Raw genomic sequence first — 18,125 nt, 5'->3', positions numbered from 1 at the left:
TTATTAGTTCTTGCTTCTGTTTTCCCATTTAAGGTCTTTAAGTATAGATGAATCGATACCGATAAAGAAATACCATCTTTTGTATTGACCAAACGGAGTCCAGTTAAAACGCATTGTAAAACTCTTTAAATCTCGCTGAAAACGTAATTGAGTTAATGTAAAACCTTCGTTTTTAAAATCATAACCAGAAGAACCGCCCACCGACCATCTGGGCGCTAATTCAATATCTCCTGAAAACATTAATGAATGGCTGCTAAACTCATTTTGCCTTGCTGAATTACTATAACTAGCTGAATATGCCAGCCTTAAATTCCATGGTATTTTGGTGCCATATATAGGGTTTTCAACATCAGAATCTTTATCTCCTTCACGAATGGGGTTATCGTTAAAACTATCGGCCCTACCAAAGAGGTCATCATCTCTACCTCCACTTTGTGCTACATAATCAAATGGGTCCGTGTCATCTTCTTTCTCTTCTCCTTTATCATCTTTCTTCCCAAACATTTCACTGCTTATGGAGTATGAAACGTTAGCATTAGCTCTTGAAAGTCTAAAAAGACTTCCACCATTATCAATGTTGAATGTGTTTATTCTTGTGCCATTATTATCAATGGCATAAGGGTCAAGACCTGCTGAAAAGTTTATCGACATTTTGTTGTCAAGAATGTTGGTGCCCCCATTAACACTTAGAGGGTTAAGACGTAGTGAGTCTGATTCAAAATTGTAGCCTGTAGAAATATTGAAGTTGCTTAATAAAGAAACTTTCTTAGGTTCTAGTTTGGTTGAATCTTTATCTCTCACTTTGGCTTCTAACGTGTTAGCTAGCGAGAAACCTAAACTGCTTGATTTGCCTAATGAAGGAGCGCCATTTAAAGTTCCTTGAAAACGGCTATATTGAACAACATCACCATCACCATCTAGGTATTCATCGTAGAATTGGTCAAAAGAGGGTGCGTACCCATAGCTAATAGATGGTCGCATGGTATGTCTTATTGCTTGTATTTTCTTGTCTTCTCCTAAATCAAAAGTACCATAAAGTGTAGTGCCAATGCTCGCGCTTAAATTATAGGTGTTATAACGGTCAAAACCAGAAATGGTATCTCTTACGACTGATTCTGTATCTAAGTCGTAACTCTGATTGTATGTGTTTAAACTCCAAACGTCTTTGTAATTACCACCAACACTTACACTGAAAAATTTGGCTACTTTAAAATTTGTGGTTAAAGGTATGCTATGGCTTGCACCAACTCTCGCATTATCGAACATTCTTGTGGTCAGGAAATCTTCATCATTCGTGGTTAAACTATTTTGTGCATTTACGCTGTATTGGAAATTAACATTTTGAATAATTCCCTTTTTTATACCGTCTCTTTTTGCGAAAGGATAAATACGCTCCATACTTGCTTGAAAGGTAGGTAAGGTCATATTTATGTTATCTGTGTCAGATTCAGTTGCGGTTGGTGATGTCAACTGTGAATGTGTAGCAGTCATACTCATATTCACTGATGGATACTCAGGAAATGTTTTTGAATATGAAATTGATGAAGATAATGTGTTGTTCTGGGTATTAGGTAAATTTCGTTGTTGCAGTGAATTTCTATAATATTCACTACTACCGAGGTTAACTGATGCTGAAAATCTAGAATTCGGACTCGCCTTTGTATCTTGAGAATGAGAGAATTGAATATTATAATTTTGCGATAGGCTATAATCGCTGAATCCTTTTTGACTATTTACCTGGTTTTCGAATCTTAGATTAACATTGCCCCTATACTTATATCGTTTCGTGTAAATTGACGCTGTTCGAAAAGCATAACTACCATTGGTGTAAAAATCTCCTGAGAGTGTTATATCGGCATAATCACCTAAAGGTACATAGTAACCCATGTCTTGTAGAAAATATCCTGTATCTGGGTCGTTACCAAATGAAGGCATTAAAATACCTGCAGACCTGCCTACCGAAAGTGGAAAATACGCAAATGGCATTGCTATTGGTGTGGGTACATCCGCGATATATAAGTTGCTGAAACCTGCAATCACCTTCTTTTTAGGAACAAATTTTGCTTTTCTAACTCGAATGTAATAATCAGGGTTTATAGTGTCTTTTGATGTTGTGAGTTTACCTTCGCTTAGAAAATAAACCGAATCATTCTCTTTTTTAGTAATTTCCGCGTATACCTTCATGGCATCACTACCTAATTGACCTGCAGCTGCCTGTTGCTCTGTTCGTGAATTCCAAATCAATGCTTTTTGAGTATCAAAATTAAATCGTATAGAATCGGGTATAACAATATTAGAACCTTGTTTAAAATAGGGTAGCTGACTGTAATTTCCCAAAGAATCTATCATTCTGCCAGCATAAACTTCATTTTTAATATAATCCATAATGATTATACCAGCCTTTAATTCTGTATCTTGATAATAAATTTCCGCTTCGTTATAGAGATAAATTTTATTCTCTTTTTGACTTAATTTAACGTAATCTTTCGCTTTATAAGTTATTTTGTCTAATAATAGAGGTGGCTTTTTGTTTATTGAATCTGTAGCTAAGGAGTCGGCTGTAATAGAGTCTCTAATGCTTGTGGATGGGAATAAAGGAGCTATTAGAGTATCCTTCTCTACTTTAATGTCAAGTGGAATGATTTTGTCTTCTTGCCCAAGAGCATAAAAAGCACCGGCAAAAACTAAGAATAGGAAAAGTAAGTATTGTTTGTTTGATTGCAAGGCTATATATCCTATTTTTGTAAAGGTTTGGCCGTCCAATGAGCCAGTGTTTAAGATGTCAAACTTACATATATTTTTTAATCCTCATGTAGGGTGTTACAATAAATTTAACCATTATCAGGGCTATATAATCCCTAGTTCGTATGAAAATAAAATTCTTTTGCATTTCATTAGTTTTGGCAATTTCATTTTTGCTTCAATCTTTTTCAGGGTCTTATATAGAAAATAATTCTGACGATCCTTTTATTGTTGTGTTAGATGCGGGGCATGGTGGCCACGATCCAGGTAATTTAGGGAATGGTTATTTAGAGAAAAAGATTGCACTGAATATTGTTTTGAAAGTAGGCGAAATTTTATCTAAGAATAAAGATATCAAAGTTATTTATACACGTAAAGACGATACTTTCATTGATTTATACGTTAGGGGTGAGGTAGCGAATAAGGCAAATGCAGATTTATTCGTTTCTGTGCATTGCGATTCACATACTTCAGATGCGCATGGTGCAGGTACTTTTGTACTTGGGTTACATGCAAATAAGCAAAACTTTGAAATTGCCAAAAAAGAGAACTCGGTAATTTATTTAGAAGATAATTACGAAAACAGATATGCCGATTATGATATTAATTCACCAGAATCTGTAATTGGTCTTACAATAATGCAAGAAGAGTTTTTGGACCAAAGTGTTGCTTTAGCTACTATGATTCAGGAAAATTTTTCAAGTTCATTAAAGAGAACAGATAGGAAGGTAAAACAAGCTGGTTTTATAGTTTTACACCAAACATTTATGCCAAGCGTTTTAGTAGAAACGGGATTTTTAACGAATAAAGATGAAGGGGCATATTTGAATTCTGATAAAGGACAAAAGGATATGGGTAGTGCTATTGCTAAGGCAATCTTACACTATAAAGAAGGTGTTAAGCCAACAGTGGAGGCATCAGTAGAAAAGCCTAAAGCACCAACAATTAATGAAGAGATTGCGGAAAAAGTAGTAGAGAAGAAAAATGATATAATAGAACCAACCAAGGAAAAAGTAGTAAATGGTTCAAAACAAGAATCGATTATTGAGTCGACAAATGTTGAAGAAGCGAGAGAGGTTTTAAATCAACCAATAATTGAAAGTAAACAGAAAGAGGCTATTACTTCTAAAGAAGTTGCAGCGTCAATTGTATTCAAAATTCAGTTGATGGCTAGTAGTAAAAATGTACAGCTTAATCCTAGTAACTTTAATGGTCTTTCAAATTTATCGCAAGAGCCGTATAAAAATTTATATCGCTATATGTATGGGGAAACTAGGTCATATAGAGAAGCGAAAATGATGCAAACCTTAGCTCAAGAAAAAGGGTATTCAACAGCATATATTGTTGCATATAAATTAGGAGAAAGAATTCCAATAAAAGAAGCAATGGATGAGGTTTCTGAATTTACCCCTTAAAGTGTGAATATTATTCCTAATTTTGAGTGTACTAAAAATATAATTGCTTGAAACTATCTAGAGAATTAAAAACGGGAATTATTGTAATAGGAGGTATTCTTTTGTTTATCATGGGATTCAGCTTTTTGAAATCCACTCCTATTTTTGACAATAGTAAAACCTTTTATGCCATTTACCCAAATGTTGGTGGACTTCAATCTGGAACTTCGGTTTCAATTAATGGTTTTAGTGTTGGTAAGGTTAACGATATAAAATTTTTAGATGAACAGGGAAACCTGTTAGTTACTTTTACAGTTGGTAATGATTTTAAATTTTCTAAAAATAGTTTAGTAGAACTTTATGATACAGGTATTATAGGAGGTAAGGGGTTACAGATTAAACCTGTTTTTGATGCTACGGGTATTGCACAATCTGGTGATACTTTACAAACTGAAACTAGGCCTGGGATAACAGATTTAGCACAACAAAAATTAACTCCATTAGTACGGAAATTTGAATCGGCAATTTCTGGTGCAGATTCTGTTTTGGTCAACGTAAATTCAGTATTAGATACTAATACAAAAAAGGAATTGAAAGAGGTTATCAGTGGACTAAACGTTTTGTTATCGAGTCTTAATGGTAGTGCAAATTCGCTCAATAGTATATTGGAAGGTAATAAGGAAAAGTTAGATAATTCATTTAATAATCTTGATGTACTTACCACAAACTTCGCTAAGCTTTCTGATTCAATAAATTCAGCAGGTATCGGTCGTACTTTAGCGAGCTTAGAATCTACAATGGCTAGTTTAAACCAAGTGACCCAAAAAATAGAAAACGGTGACGGAACTTTAGGCTTGTTAATGAATGATAAGGAACTATATGCAAATTTGAATAGTTCTAGCAAAGAACTGGAGCTTCTTTTGCAAGATTTTCGTTTAAACCCTAAGCGGTATGTAAATGTTTCAGTTTTTGGTAAAAAACAAAAAGATTACACAGTTCCTGAAGATGATCCAGCTCAGAAAATAGAAGAATAAATTTATGCAGTATCTCCCAAATATTATTTTTATAATCCTCCTAATTGTTGGTGTTGGTTTTTTTGTCAAGAATATTTCAAAATTAAAACGAAATATTTTCCTTGGTAAGGAGGAGTCATTAAAAGACAATAAGCCACAACGATGGAAAAACATGGCAAAGATTGCTTTGGGCCAAACGAAAATGGTTGTTCGTCCTGTTGCAGGCATACTTCATATAATCGTCTATGTAGGTTTTGTTATCATAAATATTGAAGTACTTGAAATTATCTTAGACGGTATTTTTGGTACACATAGGTTATTTTCTGTTTTAGGTTTGTTATATGATTTTCTTATCGCATCATTTGAGATATTAGCCTTTCTAGTTATAATTGCTGTTGTAGTTTTTTGGATAAGAAGAAATGTAATTCGTTTAAAACGATTCTTTAAGCCAGAAATGACTGGTTGGCCTAAAAAAGATGGTAATCTTATCTTGTATATCGAATTGGTATTGATGTTTTTATTTCTGACCATGAATGCGGCAGATTATCAATTACAGCAAATGGGTGCCGAACATTATGTCAAGGCAGGTTCGTTTCCGATTAGTAGTTTTATAGCTCCTTTATTTGAGAACCTATCTATTTCAGCTTTAATAATAGTAGAACGTATCGCATGGTGGTTGCACATTACAGGAATATTATTTTTTCTTAACTATTTGTATTATTCTAAACACTTACATATTCTTCTTGCATTTCCAAATACCTATTATGGAAAGTTAACACCTAAAGGCCAATTTAAGAATTTGCAATCTGTTACAGATGAGGTGCGTGTGATGATGGATCCTGATGCTGACCCTTATGCAGAACCTGCAGAAGATGCTTCAGTCCCAGATAAATTTGGTGCTTCAGACGTACAAGATTTAAGTTGGGTTCAATTATTAAATGCTTATACCTGTACAGAATGTGGTCGTTGTACAAGTGAATGTCCGGCTAATATAACTGGTAAAAAATTATCTCCTCGTAAGATAATGATGGATACTCGTGACCGTTTAGAAGAAGTTGGTAAGAATATAGATAAAAATAATGGTGAGTTTAAAGAAGACGGTAAGCAGTTATTAAACGATTATATTACGCCAGAAGAATTATGGGCATGTACGTCATGCAATGCTTGTGTAGAAGCTTGCCCAATAAGTATAGATCCTTTATCCATTATTATGGATATGAGACAATATTTAGTAATGGAACAATCTGCCGCGCCTACAGATTTAAATAATATGATGGGTAATATTGAAAATAATGGGGCACCTTGGCCATTTAACCAAATGGACCGTTTAAATTGGAGTAAAGAATCTTAAAAGAAGATATGGTAAGTGAATTGAAAGTGCCGACAATGGCAGAGTTTTTTGCGGCGAGTACCGTGCCTGAAGTTTTATTTTGGGTAGGTTGTGCTGGTAGTTTTGATGATAGAGCAAAAAAAATAACTAAAGCTTTCGTTAAGATATTAAACAAGGCGAATGTTTCATTTGCTGTTTTAGGTACAGAAGAGAGTTGTACTGGTGATCCAGCAAAGCGTGCAGGTAATGAGTTTTTGTTTCAGATGCAAGCAGTTACCAATATTGAGGTGCTTAATGCGTATGAAATAAAAAAGATAGTAACAGCTTGTCCGCATTGTTTTAATACGATTAAAAATGAATATCCTGGTTTAGGTGGTAATTATGAAGTTGTTCACCATACACAGTTTTTAAAACAACTACTTACCGAGGGTAGAATATCTATGGAAGGAGGAACCTTTAAAGGTAAACGAATCACTTTTCATGATCCATGTTATTTGGGTAGGGCTAACGGTGTTTATGAAGCTCCAAGAGATTTAATAAGAAAATTGGATGCAGAGTTAGTAGAAATGAAAAGCTGTAAACAAAGAGGTCTTTGTTGTGGTGCTGGTGGTGCTCAAATGTTTAAAGAGCCTGAGAAAGGTGATAAAGATGTGAATATTGAACGTACTGAACAAGCCTTAGAAATAAAACCTGACATAATTGCAGCAGGATGTCCTTTTTGTAATACAATGATGACCGACGGTGTCAAGAACAAAGAGAAAGAAGATTCAATAGCTGTAATGGATATTGCAGAATTGATTGCTACGGCAGAAGACCTATAAGACATTCAACATATAATTTTAAATACAAAAATAAAATAATTTGCTAGTAGAATTTAATACATTACCTGAAACTGCACGAGTTTGGATATATCAATGTAGTCGATCATTTTCTGAAGATGAATTAATTGAAATCCGCTCAGATATAGATGCGTTCTTAAAATCTTGGACGGCACATGGTAATGATTTGAATGCTGGTTATGAAATTAAGTATAAAAGGTTTATCGTCATTTCATTAGACCAAACCGCTCAAGGTGCTACAGGTTGTTCAATTGATGCATCTGTACATTTTATACAAGCTCTAGAGAAAAAATACAATGTTTTGTTACTTGACAAAATGAATGTTTCATACAAACAAGGGGAGTTTGTAGCCTATAAAAGCTTACTGGATTTTAAGGCAATGGCCAAACAAAAAGCTGTTTCTAAGAACACGATAGTATTCAATAACTTGGTCACCAATAAGGGCGAATATCTTGAACATTGGGAAGTACCTGCCTCTGAAAGTTGGCATTCTCGTTTTCTATAACATAAATTCTTCTTAACTACCTTGATTTATTGGGTTATATCGATGAAATGCAATAATTTCATACCGTAATAGTTATCTCTGTACATATATTTTTATGCGCCTTATTTTAATAGTTTGTTGTGGGTTATTTTGTTGTTCAGGTCTTTTTGCTCAAAACCCTTTAGTTACCAAAGATAGTCTGGCTCAACAGAGTTGGGTAGATAGGCAATATGAAAATATGACCCTTAATGAAAAACTTGGTCAATTATTTATGGTTAGCGTTGCATCTAATCAAAACAAACAGGCAACAGATCGGATTAAAAATTTGATTATTACAGAAAATTTAGGAGGCGTTATTTTTTCAAAAGGTGGGCCAGTAAGACAAGCTAAACTGACCAATGATTATCAAAACGCATCAAAAATTCCATTAATGATTGGAATGGATGCTGAATGGGGTCTTTCAATGCGGTTAGATTCAACCTATGCCTTTCCATGGAATATGACTCTAGGTGCAATACAAGATAGTTCAATTGTTGAAAAAGTAGGTTATCAAATAGGTAAGCATGCAAAACGACTAGGGGTACATATCAATTTTGCACCAGATTTGGATATTAATACTAATCCAAATAATCCAATAATTGGTAATCGGTCTTTTGGTGAGAATAGAGACAATGTTGTTGAAAAGGGAATCGCTTTTGTCAAAGGTATGGAGCGGGCAGGTGTATTGGCTAATGGAAAACATTTTCCTGGTCATGGTGATACTGAAGTAGATTCGCATCACGATTTACCAGTAATTCCTTTTTCTAAAAAACGACTTGATAGTTTAGAATTATATCCTTTTAAGAAATTGATAGCTTCTGGTTTAAGCAGTATAATGGTGGCCCATCTAGAAGTGCCTGCATTAGAAATGAAAAAAGGCCAACCATCTTCTATTTCTGAGCAAATCATATCAGGAATTTTAAAGGAAGACCTTGGTTATAAAGGTTTAATTTTTACCGATGCTCTTAATATGAAAGGTGTATCTACAAAAGGAAGCGACGGTGGTGTGGAATTAGCTGCATTTATGGCAGGTAATGATATGTTGTTAATGCCTGAGAATGTTGTTAGTGCTAAATTGAAATTGACGAAAGCTTATGAAAAAGGTAAGTTGACAGAAGAACGCTTAGCATATTCCGTTAAAAAAATACTTTTGGCGAAATATAAAGCGGGGTTAAATATTTATAAACCAATTAGTCTTGATAATTTATACGCCGATTTAAATAGTCTTGAAGACGATATTATTTATGAAGAAGCAATAGAAAATTCTATTACGGTTGTAAAGAATAAATTAGATTTACTCGCAATAAAAAACTTGGACAATAAAAAGATTGCCTACGTTAAATTTGGTAATTCTTCAAATGATGCGTTTGTGAAGGGGCTTAAAAACTACGCCAATGTTACCGAAGTAAAAGCGAATGATATAAATACATTAAAGGTGAAGCTGAAAGAGTTTAACCTTGTTATTGTGGGTCATCATATGAGTAATGAAAGTCCGTGGAAATCGTATAAATTTTCTAGTACTGAGCTGAATTGGTTGCAAGAGATAGCGAATGAACGGACATCTAATCTTGTTCTTTGTGTATTTGCTAAACCATATGCGTTATTAGATATTCCATCATTTCAGAGTATTGATGCCGTTGTTATGGCTTATCAAAATAGTGATATTGCACAAGAGAAAACAGCAGAAATTCTTTTTGGTGCTGTTGGTGCTTCAGGGAAATTACCAGTAAGTGCAAATATAGAGTTTCCTGTAAATACAGGGGTAAGGACTCAATCTTTGAGTAGATTAGGGTATAGTATACCTGAGCGAGTAGGGTTAAGTTCAAAAGGTTTGGGCAATATTGACCGTATGGTTAATGATGGCTTAGATAGCTTAATGTTTCCAGGAGCACAAATTCTAGTGACTAGAAAAGGAAAGGTAGTCTATCAGAAAAGCTTTGGTAAACCAACGTATGATTCAAAAGAGAAGATTACAAATGATTATATCTATGATTTAGCGTCATTGACCAAAATTTTGGCAACCTTACCTATGGTAATGAAATTAGAGGAAGAGGGGAAAATAGAATTAAATGACACCTTTGAAGAATTGGTGCCTAATTATTCAGATACAGAAATTAAGAATGTAACTGTCTTAAAAGCTTTATCGCATTATGGACGTTTACCAGCTTGGATACCCTTCTATATTAATACTTTGGATGAAAACAGAAAACCTTCTAGTGAGTTCTATAGAAATTCACCATTGCCGGGTTTTTCAACCAAAGTTTATGATAACCTTTATTTGGCAGATGCCTATCAAGACTCAATATATAATAGAATCGGAAGGCAGGATCTAAAGTCTAATAGGTATCGTTACAGTGATGTGCCTTATTATGTGATGAAAAAAATCATCGAAAAGAAGTATAATCAATCGTTAGATTATTTAACAAGTAATTTTCTATACAGGAGACTTGGTGCAAACCATACTTCATATAATCCTTTAGAAAAATTTGATAAGAATATGATTGTGCCTTCAGAGGAAGACGATTATTATAGATACGGAAGGGTTCAAGGATATGTCCATGATATGGGAGCTGCAATGCAAGCAGGAGTAGGAGGACACGCTGGACTATTTAGTAACTCTAATGATATTGCGAAGATTATGCAAATGTATCTTCAGAATGGTTATTATGGAGGTACCAAATTTTTCGACTCTAGAACGGTCAAGAAATTTAATACCTGCTATTTTTGTGATAAGAATGTACGCAGGGGAGTAGGGTTTGATAAACCTCAATTAGAACACAGCGGACCTACGTGTGGTTGTGTCTCAAGAAAAAGTTTTGGGCATAGTGGTTTTACGGGTACGTATACTTGGGCAGACCCAGAAGAAGAAATTGTATATGTGTTCTTATCCAACAGAACATATCCGTCCGCATCGAATACCTTATTAGTTAAATCTGGGTTAAGAACAAGAATTCAACAAGTTATTTACGACTCAATTATAAATTAAAAAGGTAGTTTTGTAGCAATGAAAATAGCAATAGTATGTTATCCTACCTTTGGGGGTAGTGGTGTTGTCGCAACAGAATTGGGAATAGCGTTGGCAAATAGAGGCCATGAAATTCATTTTATAACTTATAAGCAACCTGTACGTTTAGAGTTGTTAAGTAATAAAATATTCTTTCATGAAGTTCATGTGCCAGAATATCCACTTTTTCATTATCAACCTTATGAATTGGCATTATCCAGTAAATTGGTAGATACAATTAAACTTCATAAAATAGATTTACTACATGTGCATTATGCCATACCTCATGCATACGCTGGGTATATGGCAAAGAAAATGTTAGAGGAAGAGGGTATTTATGTTCCTATGATTACAACGCTTCATGGTACAGATATCACATTAGTAGGTAAACACCCTTTTTATAAACCTGCGGTTACATTTAGTATAAATCAGTCTGATGTGGTTACTTCAGTTTCAGAAAGTTTAAAAAAGGGAACTTTGGAAACTTTTGATATAAAAGGGGAAATAGTGGTTATTCCGAATTTTATTGATGCAAAAAAATATAGTACATCTTTTACTGATTGCCAACGTTCTAATATGGCTACAGAAGATGAGAGAATTGTAACTCATATTAGTAATTTCAGAAAAGTGAAACGAATACCTGATGTAATTAAGGTGTTTAGTAAAATACAACTTGAAATACCCTCTAAGCTAATTATGGTTGGTGAAGGGCCTGAGAAGGAAGGTGCAGAACGGCTTTGCGAAGAATTAGGAATTGCTGATAAGGTAATATTTCTTGGAAACAGTAATGAGATTGACAAAATTTTATGTTTTTCAGATTTGTTCCTTTTGCCTTCAGAAACAGAAAGTTTTGGCCTTGCAGCTTTAGAGGCTATGATAAACAAGGTGCCGGTAATATCAAGTAATGCTGGTGGTATTCCAGAGGTGAATACCGAAGGTGTAAGTGGATTTCTAAGTAATGTAGGTGATATTGCAGATATGGCAGCAAAAGCTATTACAATCTTGAAAAATGATGATGTATTAGAAAGGTTTAAGCTTAATGCACTAAAGGAGGCACAAAGATTCGATATTCAAAAAGTGGTTCCACTTTATGAAGAAGTTTATGAAAGGGCATTTAAAAGTCGTTTTAAAAATGTTTAGACCCGTCATTTATTATATTCTTTTTTTTATAGTGCAGTTAAATTCTTGTAAAGGTATAGTTTCAAGTGGTTTGCAGGATAATAATAGCACAGACATAGTGAATTTATTAAATGAAAACTATAGTGGTTTTGAAGAAGAAGAATATTTTCTTATTAAAAATCAAGAGGCCTTAAATCTATTTTATGGTAAAATTAATAGAACGAGAAAGCCTGGTTTGACGCCACCAGAAATTGATTTTACTCAAAATATGTTATTGGTTTGGTGCGGAGATAGTAAAATCTCATCTTTTGCAGATTTAGAAATAAAAGAGAGTGACGAAAATTTAATTATTCATAAACTCAAATCTAGAACTGAGAAAGAAAACAATTTAATAGTCAGTCCATTTAGTGTTTATAAACTACCACTTAGTTCAAAAGCTCTAAAAATTCAATAGTAATTAGTCGATAATTCATCTACATTCAACTATCAATCGATTTTAATTGCCATATACAGTAATTATTTGGCAACCACTTGAACTACATTTAATTTTACATTTTATAACCCAAATTTCTCATTATGAAAACTACTAAATTTTTTGGTTTTTTATTACTATTATTGGCTGCTAATTACAGTTTTGCTCAAGATGAGCTTCAAATTACGGCAAAAGATAGTATAGTTCAGAGTTCTTGGATTGTCGGTGTTGGTTTCAATGCCGTTGATGATTCTGGAAACGTTTTTGATGGATTATTCAACGTTGGTCAAGAATGGAATATTGTTCCGTTTCCTTCCCGAGTAAGTATCGGAAGATATTTTAAAAATGGCTTAGGAATCGAAGCTATTGGTACTTACAATAAATATAAAGAAGGTAATATTATTGATGCAGTTGTACTACTTGAAGATATTAGTTATTATGGACTTGACGCTCGGTTAACTTATGACTTAAATCAGATAATTGGGCAGACAGGTTGGTTTGATCCATATATTGGTATTGGTGCAGGGTATACTGATGCTAATAATTTGGGTAGAGGTACTTACAATGCTGTGGTAGGATTTAGAACTTGGTTTTCAGATAGATGGGGACTCGATTTCAGTTCCTCAGGGAAATGGGCGATGAGTCAAGATAATGGCGCCACCAATCATATTCAACACGCTGTAGGTGTGTTGTATCAATTCGGAATAGAGAAAGGCTTGTCTAATAGAGGGGAAGAGAAATTGGAGCTTATGGCAGCTATAGAAAAGGAAAAGCAACGTCAATTAGACTCAATTGCAGAGGTCAACAGATTAAAGGACAAAGTATTGCTGACGGAAAGACTTGAAAAAGAGAGAAAAGAGGCAGCATTGGCTGCTGCTGAAAAAGCGAAATTAGATGCCCTTAATAAGAGAAATGAAGATATAAGGTCAAGAATCGAGAATTTGGGTTATGTGTATTTTGATTTGAATTCATCTGCTATAAAAGGAAAATCTAAAACTATTTTGGATTCGTTGTCCGTCATAATGACGGAAATCCCAACTTTGAAATTAAAGATAACCTCCCATACAGATTCTAGGGGAGCCTGTTCATATAACGATAGGCTATCGCAACGAAGAGTTGATAAAACAAAAGATTATCTATTGTCTAAAGGTATTTCGGAAGATAAATTAGTTACAGAAGCTTATGGTGAGCGTATGTTATTAAATGAATGTGATGACAGAACCTATTGTTCTGAAGAAAAACATTCAGTTAACAGACGTTCTGAGTTTGTTATACTAGAGTTTTAATAAGTAGAATACAAAAATGGCAGCCCGAAAGATTAACGAAATTCTATCGGGCTTTTATTTTTATATGAATAAACAACTAATAAATTGGTCTTTAACGAAGTGAAGCAGATAACTAAACCTTAGGCTATATTATTTTTATAAGCCAACGCTAAAGAAGAATATAGTAGAGGTTGATTCATTACCTACACTATCCTTAGTAACTATTTTCCAATAATAGGTTTTACCTGCCTCAACAGGAATATCATCAAATCTAGTTTCAATAATGTCAGTGCCGAATAATTCAGGGTCTTTGGCTTCACCAAAATATAGATCATGAGAAACGATATCGTTATCTAAATCTTCTGATTTCCAGATTAAATTAACGGTAATACTAGTTTGGGAAATTGATGCTCCAGAAACAGGAGATATAGCTGTTGCAGGAAACGGAATAGTTGATTCAAGGCCAGGGCCTTCATTATAGAAGCTCCAAATTTCACTACTACTATTAATTTTTCCTGTAACGTACCATGAATAAGTAGCGCCTCGTTCAAGAATAATGGCTACCTCGGTAGTCTCACTTTCATATAATTCTGTCTGAGAGATAGAAATATTGGTTAGATGTAAAATATATGGGTCATTATTATTTTCATCTATCCATTCAAAAATTAGTTCACTTTCTGTATCAGATACTATAATACCTTCTGTACAATCAGAATCGTTCTCAGGAAAAACAAGCGATAAATTTATAGTCTTTCTTGCGTATTCTAAAACATCCAAATCTACACCGCACGATTGGATTGCTATTATTACGAAAATTAAAAATCCAACTTTTTTCAATGCTTTATAAATTTGAAGGATTTATTTACTTTATCATTCTTCACTCTTAAAAAATAAATACCTGAGCTAAAAGCATTTGTATTTAATTCAATTTTAGAATGTTTAACTAAATAAGTTTCAGAATGTATCAAAAGTCCTGCTTCCGTAAAAATAGCTATTTCAACGGTATCAGAAGTCAATGATTTTAAATCTATTGTAAGACTCTCATTAACTGGGTTTGGATAGATCAAAAATGAGTTCTCTATATTAACAGTTTCTTTAAATTTTCCTTGACACAATTGATTTGTACTTACACTAACATTATTTACTTCATCATATAATGGAATGCTTATGAGTTGATTTCTAGCTAGCATACTTTTACCATTAATTTCTATAATATATTCTTTAGCTCCATTCATTTTTAAGGTAACGCTATTGGTCAATGAGTTGAAGTCTAATTGTACACTTAATGGTAAAGGTTCTGTAATTATTATTTTAGAACAGGTTTGATAATTAGGAAAGTCTATTGATGAAATACAAAGGTTGTATTCTCCTAAATCTAAATCATCTATTGCTAAAGTTTCTGTAAATGGTAATGTAATAGTGTTATTAGGTCTTGTTATCGTTGCTGAGAAATCTTCATTGGTGATTGATTCTATTAAAATAGATCCATTGTTAGAGCCAATACATGAAGTGCCAACAGAGGTGATTTTAAATTGATTTGATGGAAATGAATTAATCGAACAACCATTATCATTAACAGATTCGCCTAGCGGAGTATTAGGGCAATCATCTACTGAATTAGCAACACCATCATTGTCGTCATCTTGAAACGTTGTCACTATACAACCTGTTGAACCTACAATAACACCATTAAGAGAGTTTGGACAATGGTCAATGTTATTTGGTACGCCGTCATTATCATCATCTAATTGAGAGCTAGAGCACCCATTAGTATCTACGCTCTCTCCAAGCGGTGTATCGGGACATTGGTCATCAGTATTGGTGACACCATCATTATCGGTATCCGTATCACTGGTTTCGGTTTGGGAAGTATCTAGGGTAATTAGAAAAACCCAACTTTTATTCGTGTTATTCGGGGGCAAACCAATAGCTACCGTAGCACCACTATTTAGCGTTGTTAGGGTTCCATTGACCAGGTCACCACCATTTCTAGGATCATACCATTTTATACGATATGGTGTAGCACCTGACAGGGATATCGTGGTATTGCCCCCATTTTTTAAAAACCCAACGTAATATTTCTGGTCCTTAGACAATAAATATCCCTGTGAGAGTAGGCCGTCATTATTGGTCATTTCCCAAAAAGGAATGTTATTATCCTTAAAAAAAGTATAGGCAAAGCGCATTCTGTTGTAGTAGGAATCAAAATCCCGATAGTTGGAGGCGGATAGGTCTTCCCCGCCACCTGCATAATAATGAACTCCGGCACTACCGGCAGTGAGTGCCGCCCAAAGGGAATCTGCTGTCCATTTATCAATATCAGGATCTGCCGATGGGCTAAAAGGTTCTGTATAACGTACTATCCATTGATTTACTGTAGCGTTTGATTCGTTGATCCAGTTCAGGATCGCGTCATGACCATGTAGTTCATCGTCCCAATTTCCTTGAAAAGAAATAGTGTTCAGGTTTTGCCCACCTAATAAACTGCTAAAAATGGAATCATCGTTACTGGGGCCGTTATGTACCGATATTAAATCTTTGTAGGGGGTAAGTGTATCTATAAAGTTTGCCGCTTCCAATATTTGCGCTGCTGAATACTGATCATCACCACTTGCCCAATTAGCCTCTTCGCCTATAGTATAGATTATTCCATTTAAATGACCGAACCTTGCGATCATCTCCCGATAATAGATTTTTCTTGAGTCGGCAAAGCTATCGGTTACAATTCCTTCATTATCTTCAAACCAATTTAAATTTTCGGTCTCTAGAAAAACCATTTCTGCGGTAATGCCAATAGTGGTCATATGGTCAAAGACAATTTCCCATTGCGCTAGTTTCGATACATCATAGGTCGTATAATCGGTAGTGGTGGTAAACGGAAATGTATCACCACCATCTCCAGTAATACTCATTGCCACAAAATACTGAACGTTCATTTGTTCTGAGGCCAGGTAATTCATTGCTCCTATTATTTCAGTACCTTTTCCTTCTTGCCATGAGGGATTACCTACCTTATAATCCGCAGCATGTGCCGAAAATGTTTTTCCATTGGCCGTATTATCAAAATCGGTGTACTCTAAAAACGTTTCTGGGGAGTCTGCCCCAAATTCCAGATAATGCTCACCATTGGAAAATTGGGCATATCGTTTTTCGTTATACCCAATTTTACCCTTCGCCCTAAAATCAACTCCTGTTTTATCGGTATTGGCTATGGTAAAACTCCCGGAATCCCCATCGAATTCTGCACTATCTCCGATTATGCTTGGGTTAGCGGCAGTGACATCTCCTTTTTGAAAAGAGGTTGAGTAGGAGTAAACCCCTGTTTCCGTAGGTAAAAAGTTTACCCGCCATTTTGTTCCGCTGGTGGCACTGGTATTATGGGCATTACCATCAGCCGCAAAATACCCCGGAATTTTGAAGGTCTTTCCACTGGGTGCCGTGAACGTAACATCCATTCTATGATTTTCGTATGTTGTGGCCGTTTCCTGAAATATTTGTTCCGAGTCATACGTCAATGTTACTTTGTGATATTGTTTAAGTTCACCACTTACCGTTGCCCCAGTAGTGGTTTCACCGCTACTTTCTTCGGCTAAAACCGTTTCAATATTTCCTAAATTTAAGGGGTCCGTAACTTGGGGCTGGTACAGCATAATTCTATCGATAGCATGCCCTTTTGAGCGTGGACTTATTTCAAGCGTGTATGTTCCGGTGGTATCAAAAGTCACATAAATGTCATGTGGGTCATTGTCCGAAGTTGACGTATTAAAATTCCACTCCAATGTATTCGTATAGATTTTGAAAAAATCAGCGCCACCAGCACCTTCCGGGTTCGGGGTTTTCCCACTGCCAGAGGGATAAACGGTGCTGTCATCTGTTTTGGTCGCGTAGTAATCACTGGCGTCGGGAAACCGTAACCAGCTATCATTGAAATCAGTTGTGCCAGAGCCAAAGGTAATACCGTTACGCCATTGTACACGATAAGTGCCAGGGGTTTTTATGGTTAGTGTTGTAGAGATGATCGAATTTCCTGGGGAATTGAAGTAATTTTCACCGTTCCAAACAATATAACCGTTTCCAGTAAAGCCGGTTTTGGTGTTTTCGATGACCCAATTATCCTTTAGATTTAAATTTTCGGCCTCGATTATTATTAAACCATCAATGTCTTGGTATTGTGAGACTAATAGAAACGGTAGTGTGATAAATATACAGAAGAAATATGTTTTAAGATTCAGATAGGTCATGAATTGGTTTTTCAGTTCTGGGTTTACATAGTTAACTTTTTGAACTTCTAGTTAGCTACGTTATTATTTGATAAATAGACTATTGTTACCTGACTTTTTGACCAAATTCTTTACGATACAATACGTATTCATATAATGACTTTTTGGTTATTTTTATTAATTGATACATTGATATTTATAAAA

The 18,125-nt window shown here is 34.8% G+C and carries 12 protein-coding genes; 9 read left to right on the top strand and 3 right to left on the bottom strand.

The features are described from left to right. Positions 1 to 3: 3 nt before the first annotated feature. Positions 4 to 2,763, bottom strand: coding sequence for a putative LPS assembly protein LptD (locus tag AAC084_RS09315; protein WP_339839869.1), 2,760 nt, complete (start codon positions 2,761 to 2,763; stop codon positions 4 to 6). 104 nt (positions 2,764 to 2,867) lie between these two features. Here AAC084_RS09315 and AAC084_RS09310 point away from each other — a divergent pair, with 104 nt between their 5' ends. The 9 genes from AAC084_RS09310 to AAC084_RS09270 all read left to right on the top strand — a co-directional run bounded on the left by AAC084_RS09310 (position 2,868) and on the right by AAC084_RS09270 (position 13,722). After that, positions 2,868 to 4,157: an N-acetylmuramoyl-L-alanine amidase gene (locus AAC084_RS09310; RefSeq protein ID WP_339839867.1), complete on the top strand. Its 1,290-nt coding sequence runs from the start codon at positions 2,868 to 2,870 to the stop codon at positions 4,155 to 4,157. A 47-nt stretch (positions 4,158 to 4,204) separates the two neighbouring features. Further along, complete coding sequence (locus tag AAC084_RS09305) at positions 4,205 to 5,170, top strand: MlaD family protein (protein ID WP_339839865.1); 966 nt, start codon at positions 4,205 to 4,207, stop codon at positions 5,168 to 5,170. Between the two features lie 4 nt (positions 5,171 to 5,174). Further along, positions 5,175 to 6,500, top strand: coding sequence for a (Fe-S)-binding protein (locus AAC084_RS09300; RefSeq protein ID WP_339839863.1), 1,326 nt, complete (start codon positions 5,175 to 5,177; stop codon positions 6,498 to 6,500). An 8-nt stretch (positions 6,501 to 6,508) separates the two neighbouring features. Continuing rightward, entirely contained in the window at positions 6,509 to 7,300 is a 792-nt protein-coding gene (locus tag AAC084_RS09295; RefSeq protein ID WP_339839861.1) for a (Fe-S)-binding protein, read from the top strand. Between the two features lie 40 nt (positions 7,301 to 7,340). Further along, complete coding sequence (locus tag AAC084_RS09290) at positions 7,341 to 7,823, top strand: ABC transporter ATPase (protein WP_339839859.1); 483 nt, start codon at positions 7,341 to 7,343, stop codon at positions 7,821 to 7,823. A 94-nt stretch (positions 7,824 to 7,917) separates the two neighbouring features. Continuing rightward, positions 7,918 to 10,827 (top strand): glycoside hydrolase family 3 N-terminal domain-containing protein, encoded by a 2,910-nt coding sequence (locus AAC084_RS09285; RefSeq protein ID WP_339839857.1) that lies wholly within the window; start codon positions 7,918 to 7,920, stop codon positions 10,825 to 10,827. 18 nt (positions 10,828 to 10,845) lie between these two features. After that, entirely contained in the window at positions 10,846 to 11,985 is a 1,140-nt protein-coding gene (bshA, locus tag AAC084_RS09280; protein ID WP_339839855.1) for an N-acetyl-alpha-D-glucosaminyl L-malate synthase BshA, read from the top strand. Beyond that, positions 11,948 to 12,418: a hypothetical protein gene (locus AAC084_RS09275; protein ID WP_339839853.1), complete on the top strand. Its 471-nt coding sequence runs from the start codon at positions 11,948 to 11,950 to the stop codon at positions 12,416 to 12,418. The genes bshA and AAC084_RS09275 overlap by 38 nt, the downstream gene beginning before the upstream one ends. A gap of 122 nt (positions 12,419 to 12,540) precedes the next feature. Further along, the gene (locus tag AAC084_RS09270; RefSeq protein WP_339839851.1) at positions 12,541 to 13,722 is read left to right on the top strand and encodes an OmpA family protein; all 1,182 of its coding nucleotides are present in this window, start codon (positions 12,541 to 12,543) and stop codon (positions 13,720 to 13,722) included. 135 nt (positions 13,723 to 13,857) lie between these two features. Here the strand turns inward: AAC084_RS09270 and AAC084_RS09265 are convergent, their stop codons facing one another. Next, positions 13,858 to 14,538, bottom strand: coding sequence for a hypothetical protein (locus AAC084_RS09265; protein WP_339839848.1), 681 nt, complete (start codon positions 14,536 to 14,538; stop codon positions 13,858 to 13,860). Then, on the bottom strand, positions 14,535 to 17,942 hold the full coding sequence (locus AAC084_RS09260; RefSeq protein ID WP_339839846.1) for a DUF5060 domain-containing protein: 3,408 nt from the start codon (positions 17,940 to 17,942) through the stop codon (positions 14,535 to 14,537). Before AAC084_RS09260 ends, AAC084_RS09265 begins: the two co-directional genes overlap by 4 nt. Positions 17,943 to 18,125: the final 183 nt, after the last annotated feature.

The organism is uncultured Maribacter sp. (assembly GCF_963977385.1).
Classification (GTDB): domain Bacteria; phylum Bacteroidota; class Bacteroidia; order Flavobacteriales; family Flavobacteriaceae; genus Maribacter.
The sequence above is the reverse complement of the archived record's forward strand: the minus strand, read 5'-3'. Positions and strand labels throughout refer to the sequence as shown.

Coding starts and splice junctions, on each gene's coding strand:
- AAC084_RS09310 (WP_339839867.1), top strand. CDS start 2,868: ATGAAAATAAAATTCTTTTGCATTTCATTAGTTTTGGCAATTTCATTT.
- bshA (WP_339839855.1), top strand. CDS start 10,846: ATGAAAATAGCAATAGTATGTTATCCTACCTTTGGGGGTAGTGGTGTT.
- AAC084_RS09300 (WP_339839863.1), top strand. CDS start 5,175: ATGCAGTATCTCCCAAATATTATTTTTATAATCCTCCTAATTGTTGGT.
- AAC084_RS09260 (WP_339839846.1), bottom strand. CDS start 17,942: ATGACCTATCTGAATCTTAAAACATATTTCTTCTGTATATTTATCACA.
- AAC084_RS09295 (WP_339839861.1), top strand. CDS start 6,509: ATGGTAAGTGAATTGAAAGTGCCGACAATGGCAGAGTTTTTTGCGGCG.
- AAC084_RS09270 (WP_339839851.1), top strand. CDS start 12,541: ATGAAAACTACTAAATTTTTTGGTTTTTTATTACTATTATTGGCTGCT.
- AAC084_RS09275 (WP_339839853.1), top strand. CDS start 11,948: ATGAAAGGGCATTTAAAAGTCGTTTTAAAAATGTTTAGACCCGTCATT.
- AAC084_RS09285 (WP_339839857.1), top strand. CDS start 7,918: ATGCGCCTTATTTTAATAGTTTGTTGTGGGTTATTTTGTTGTTCAGGT.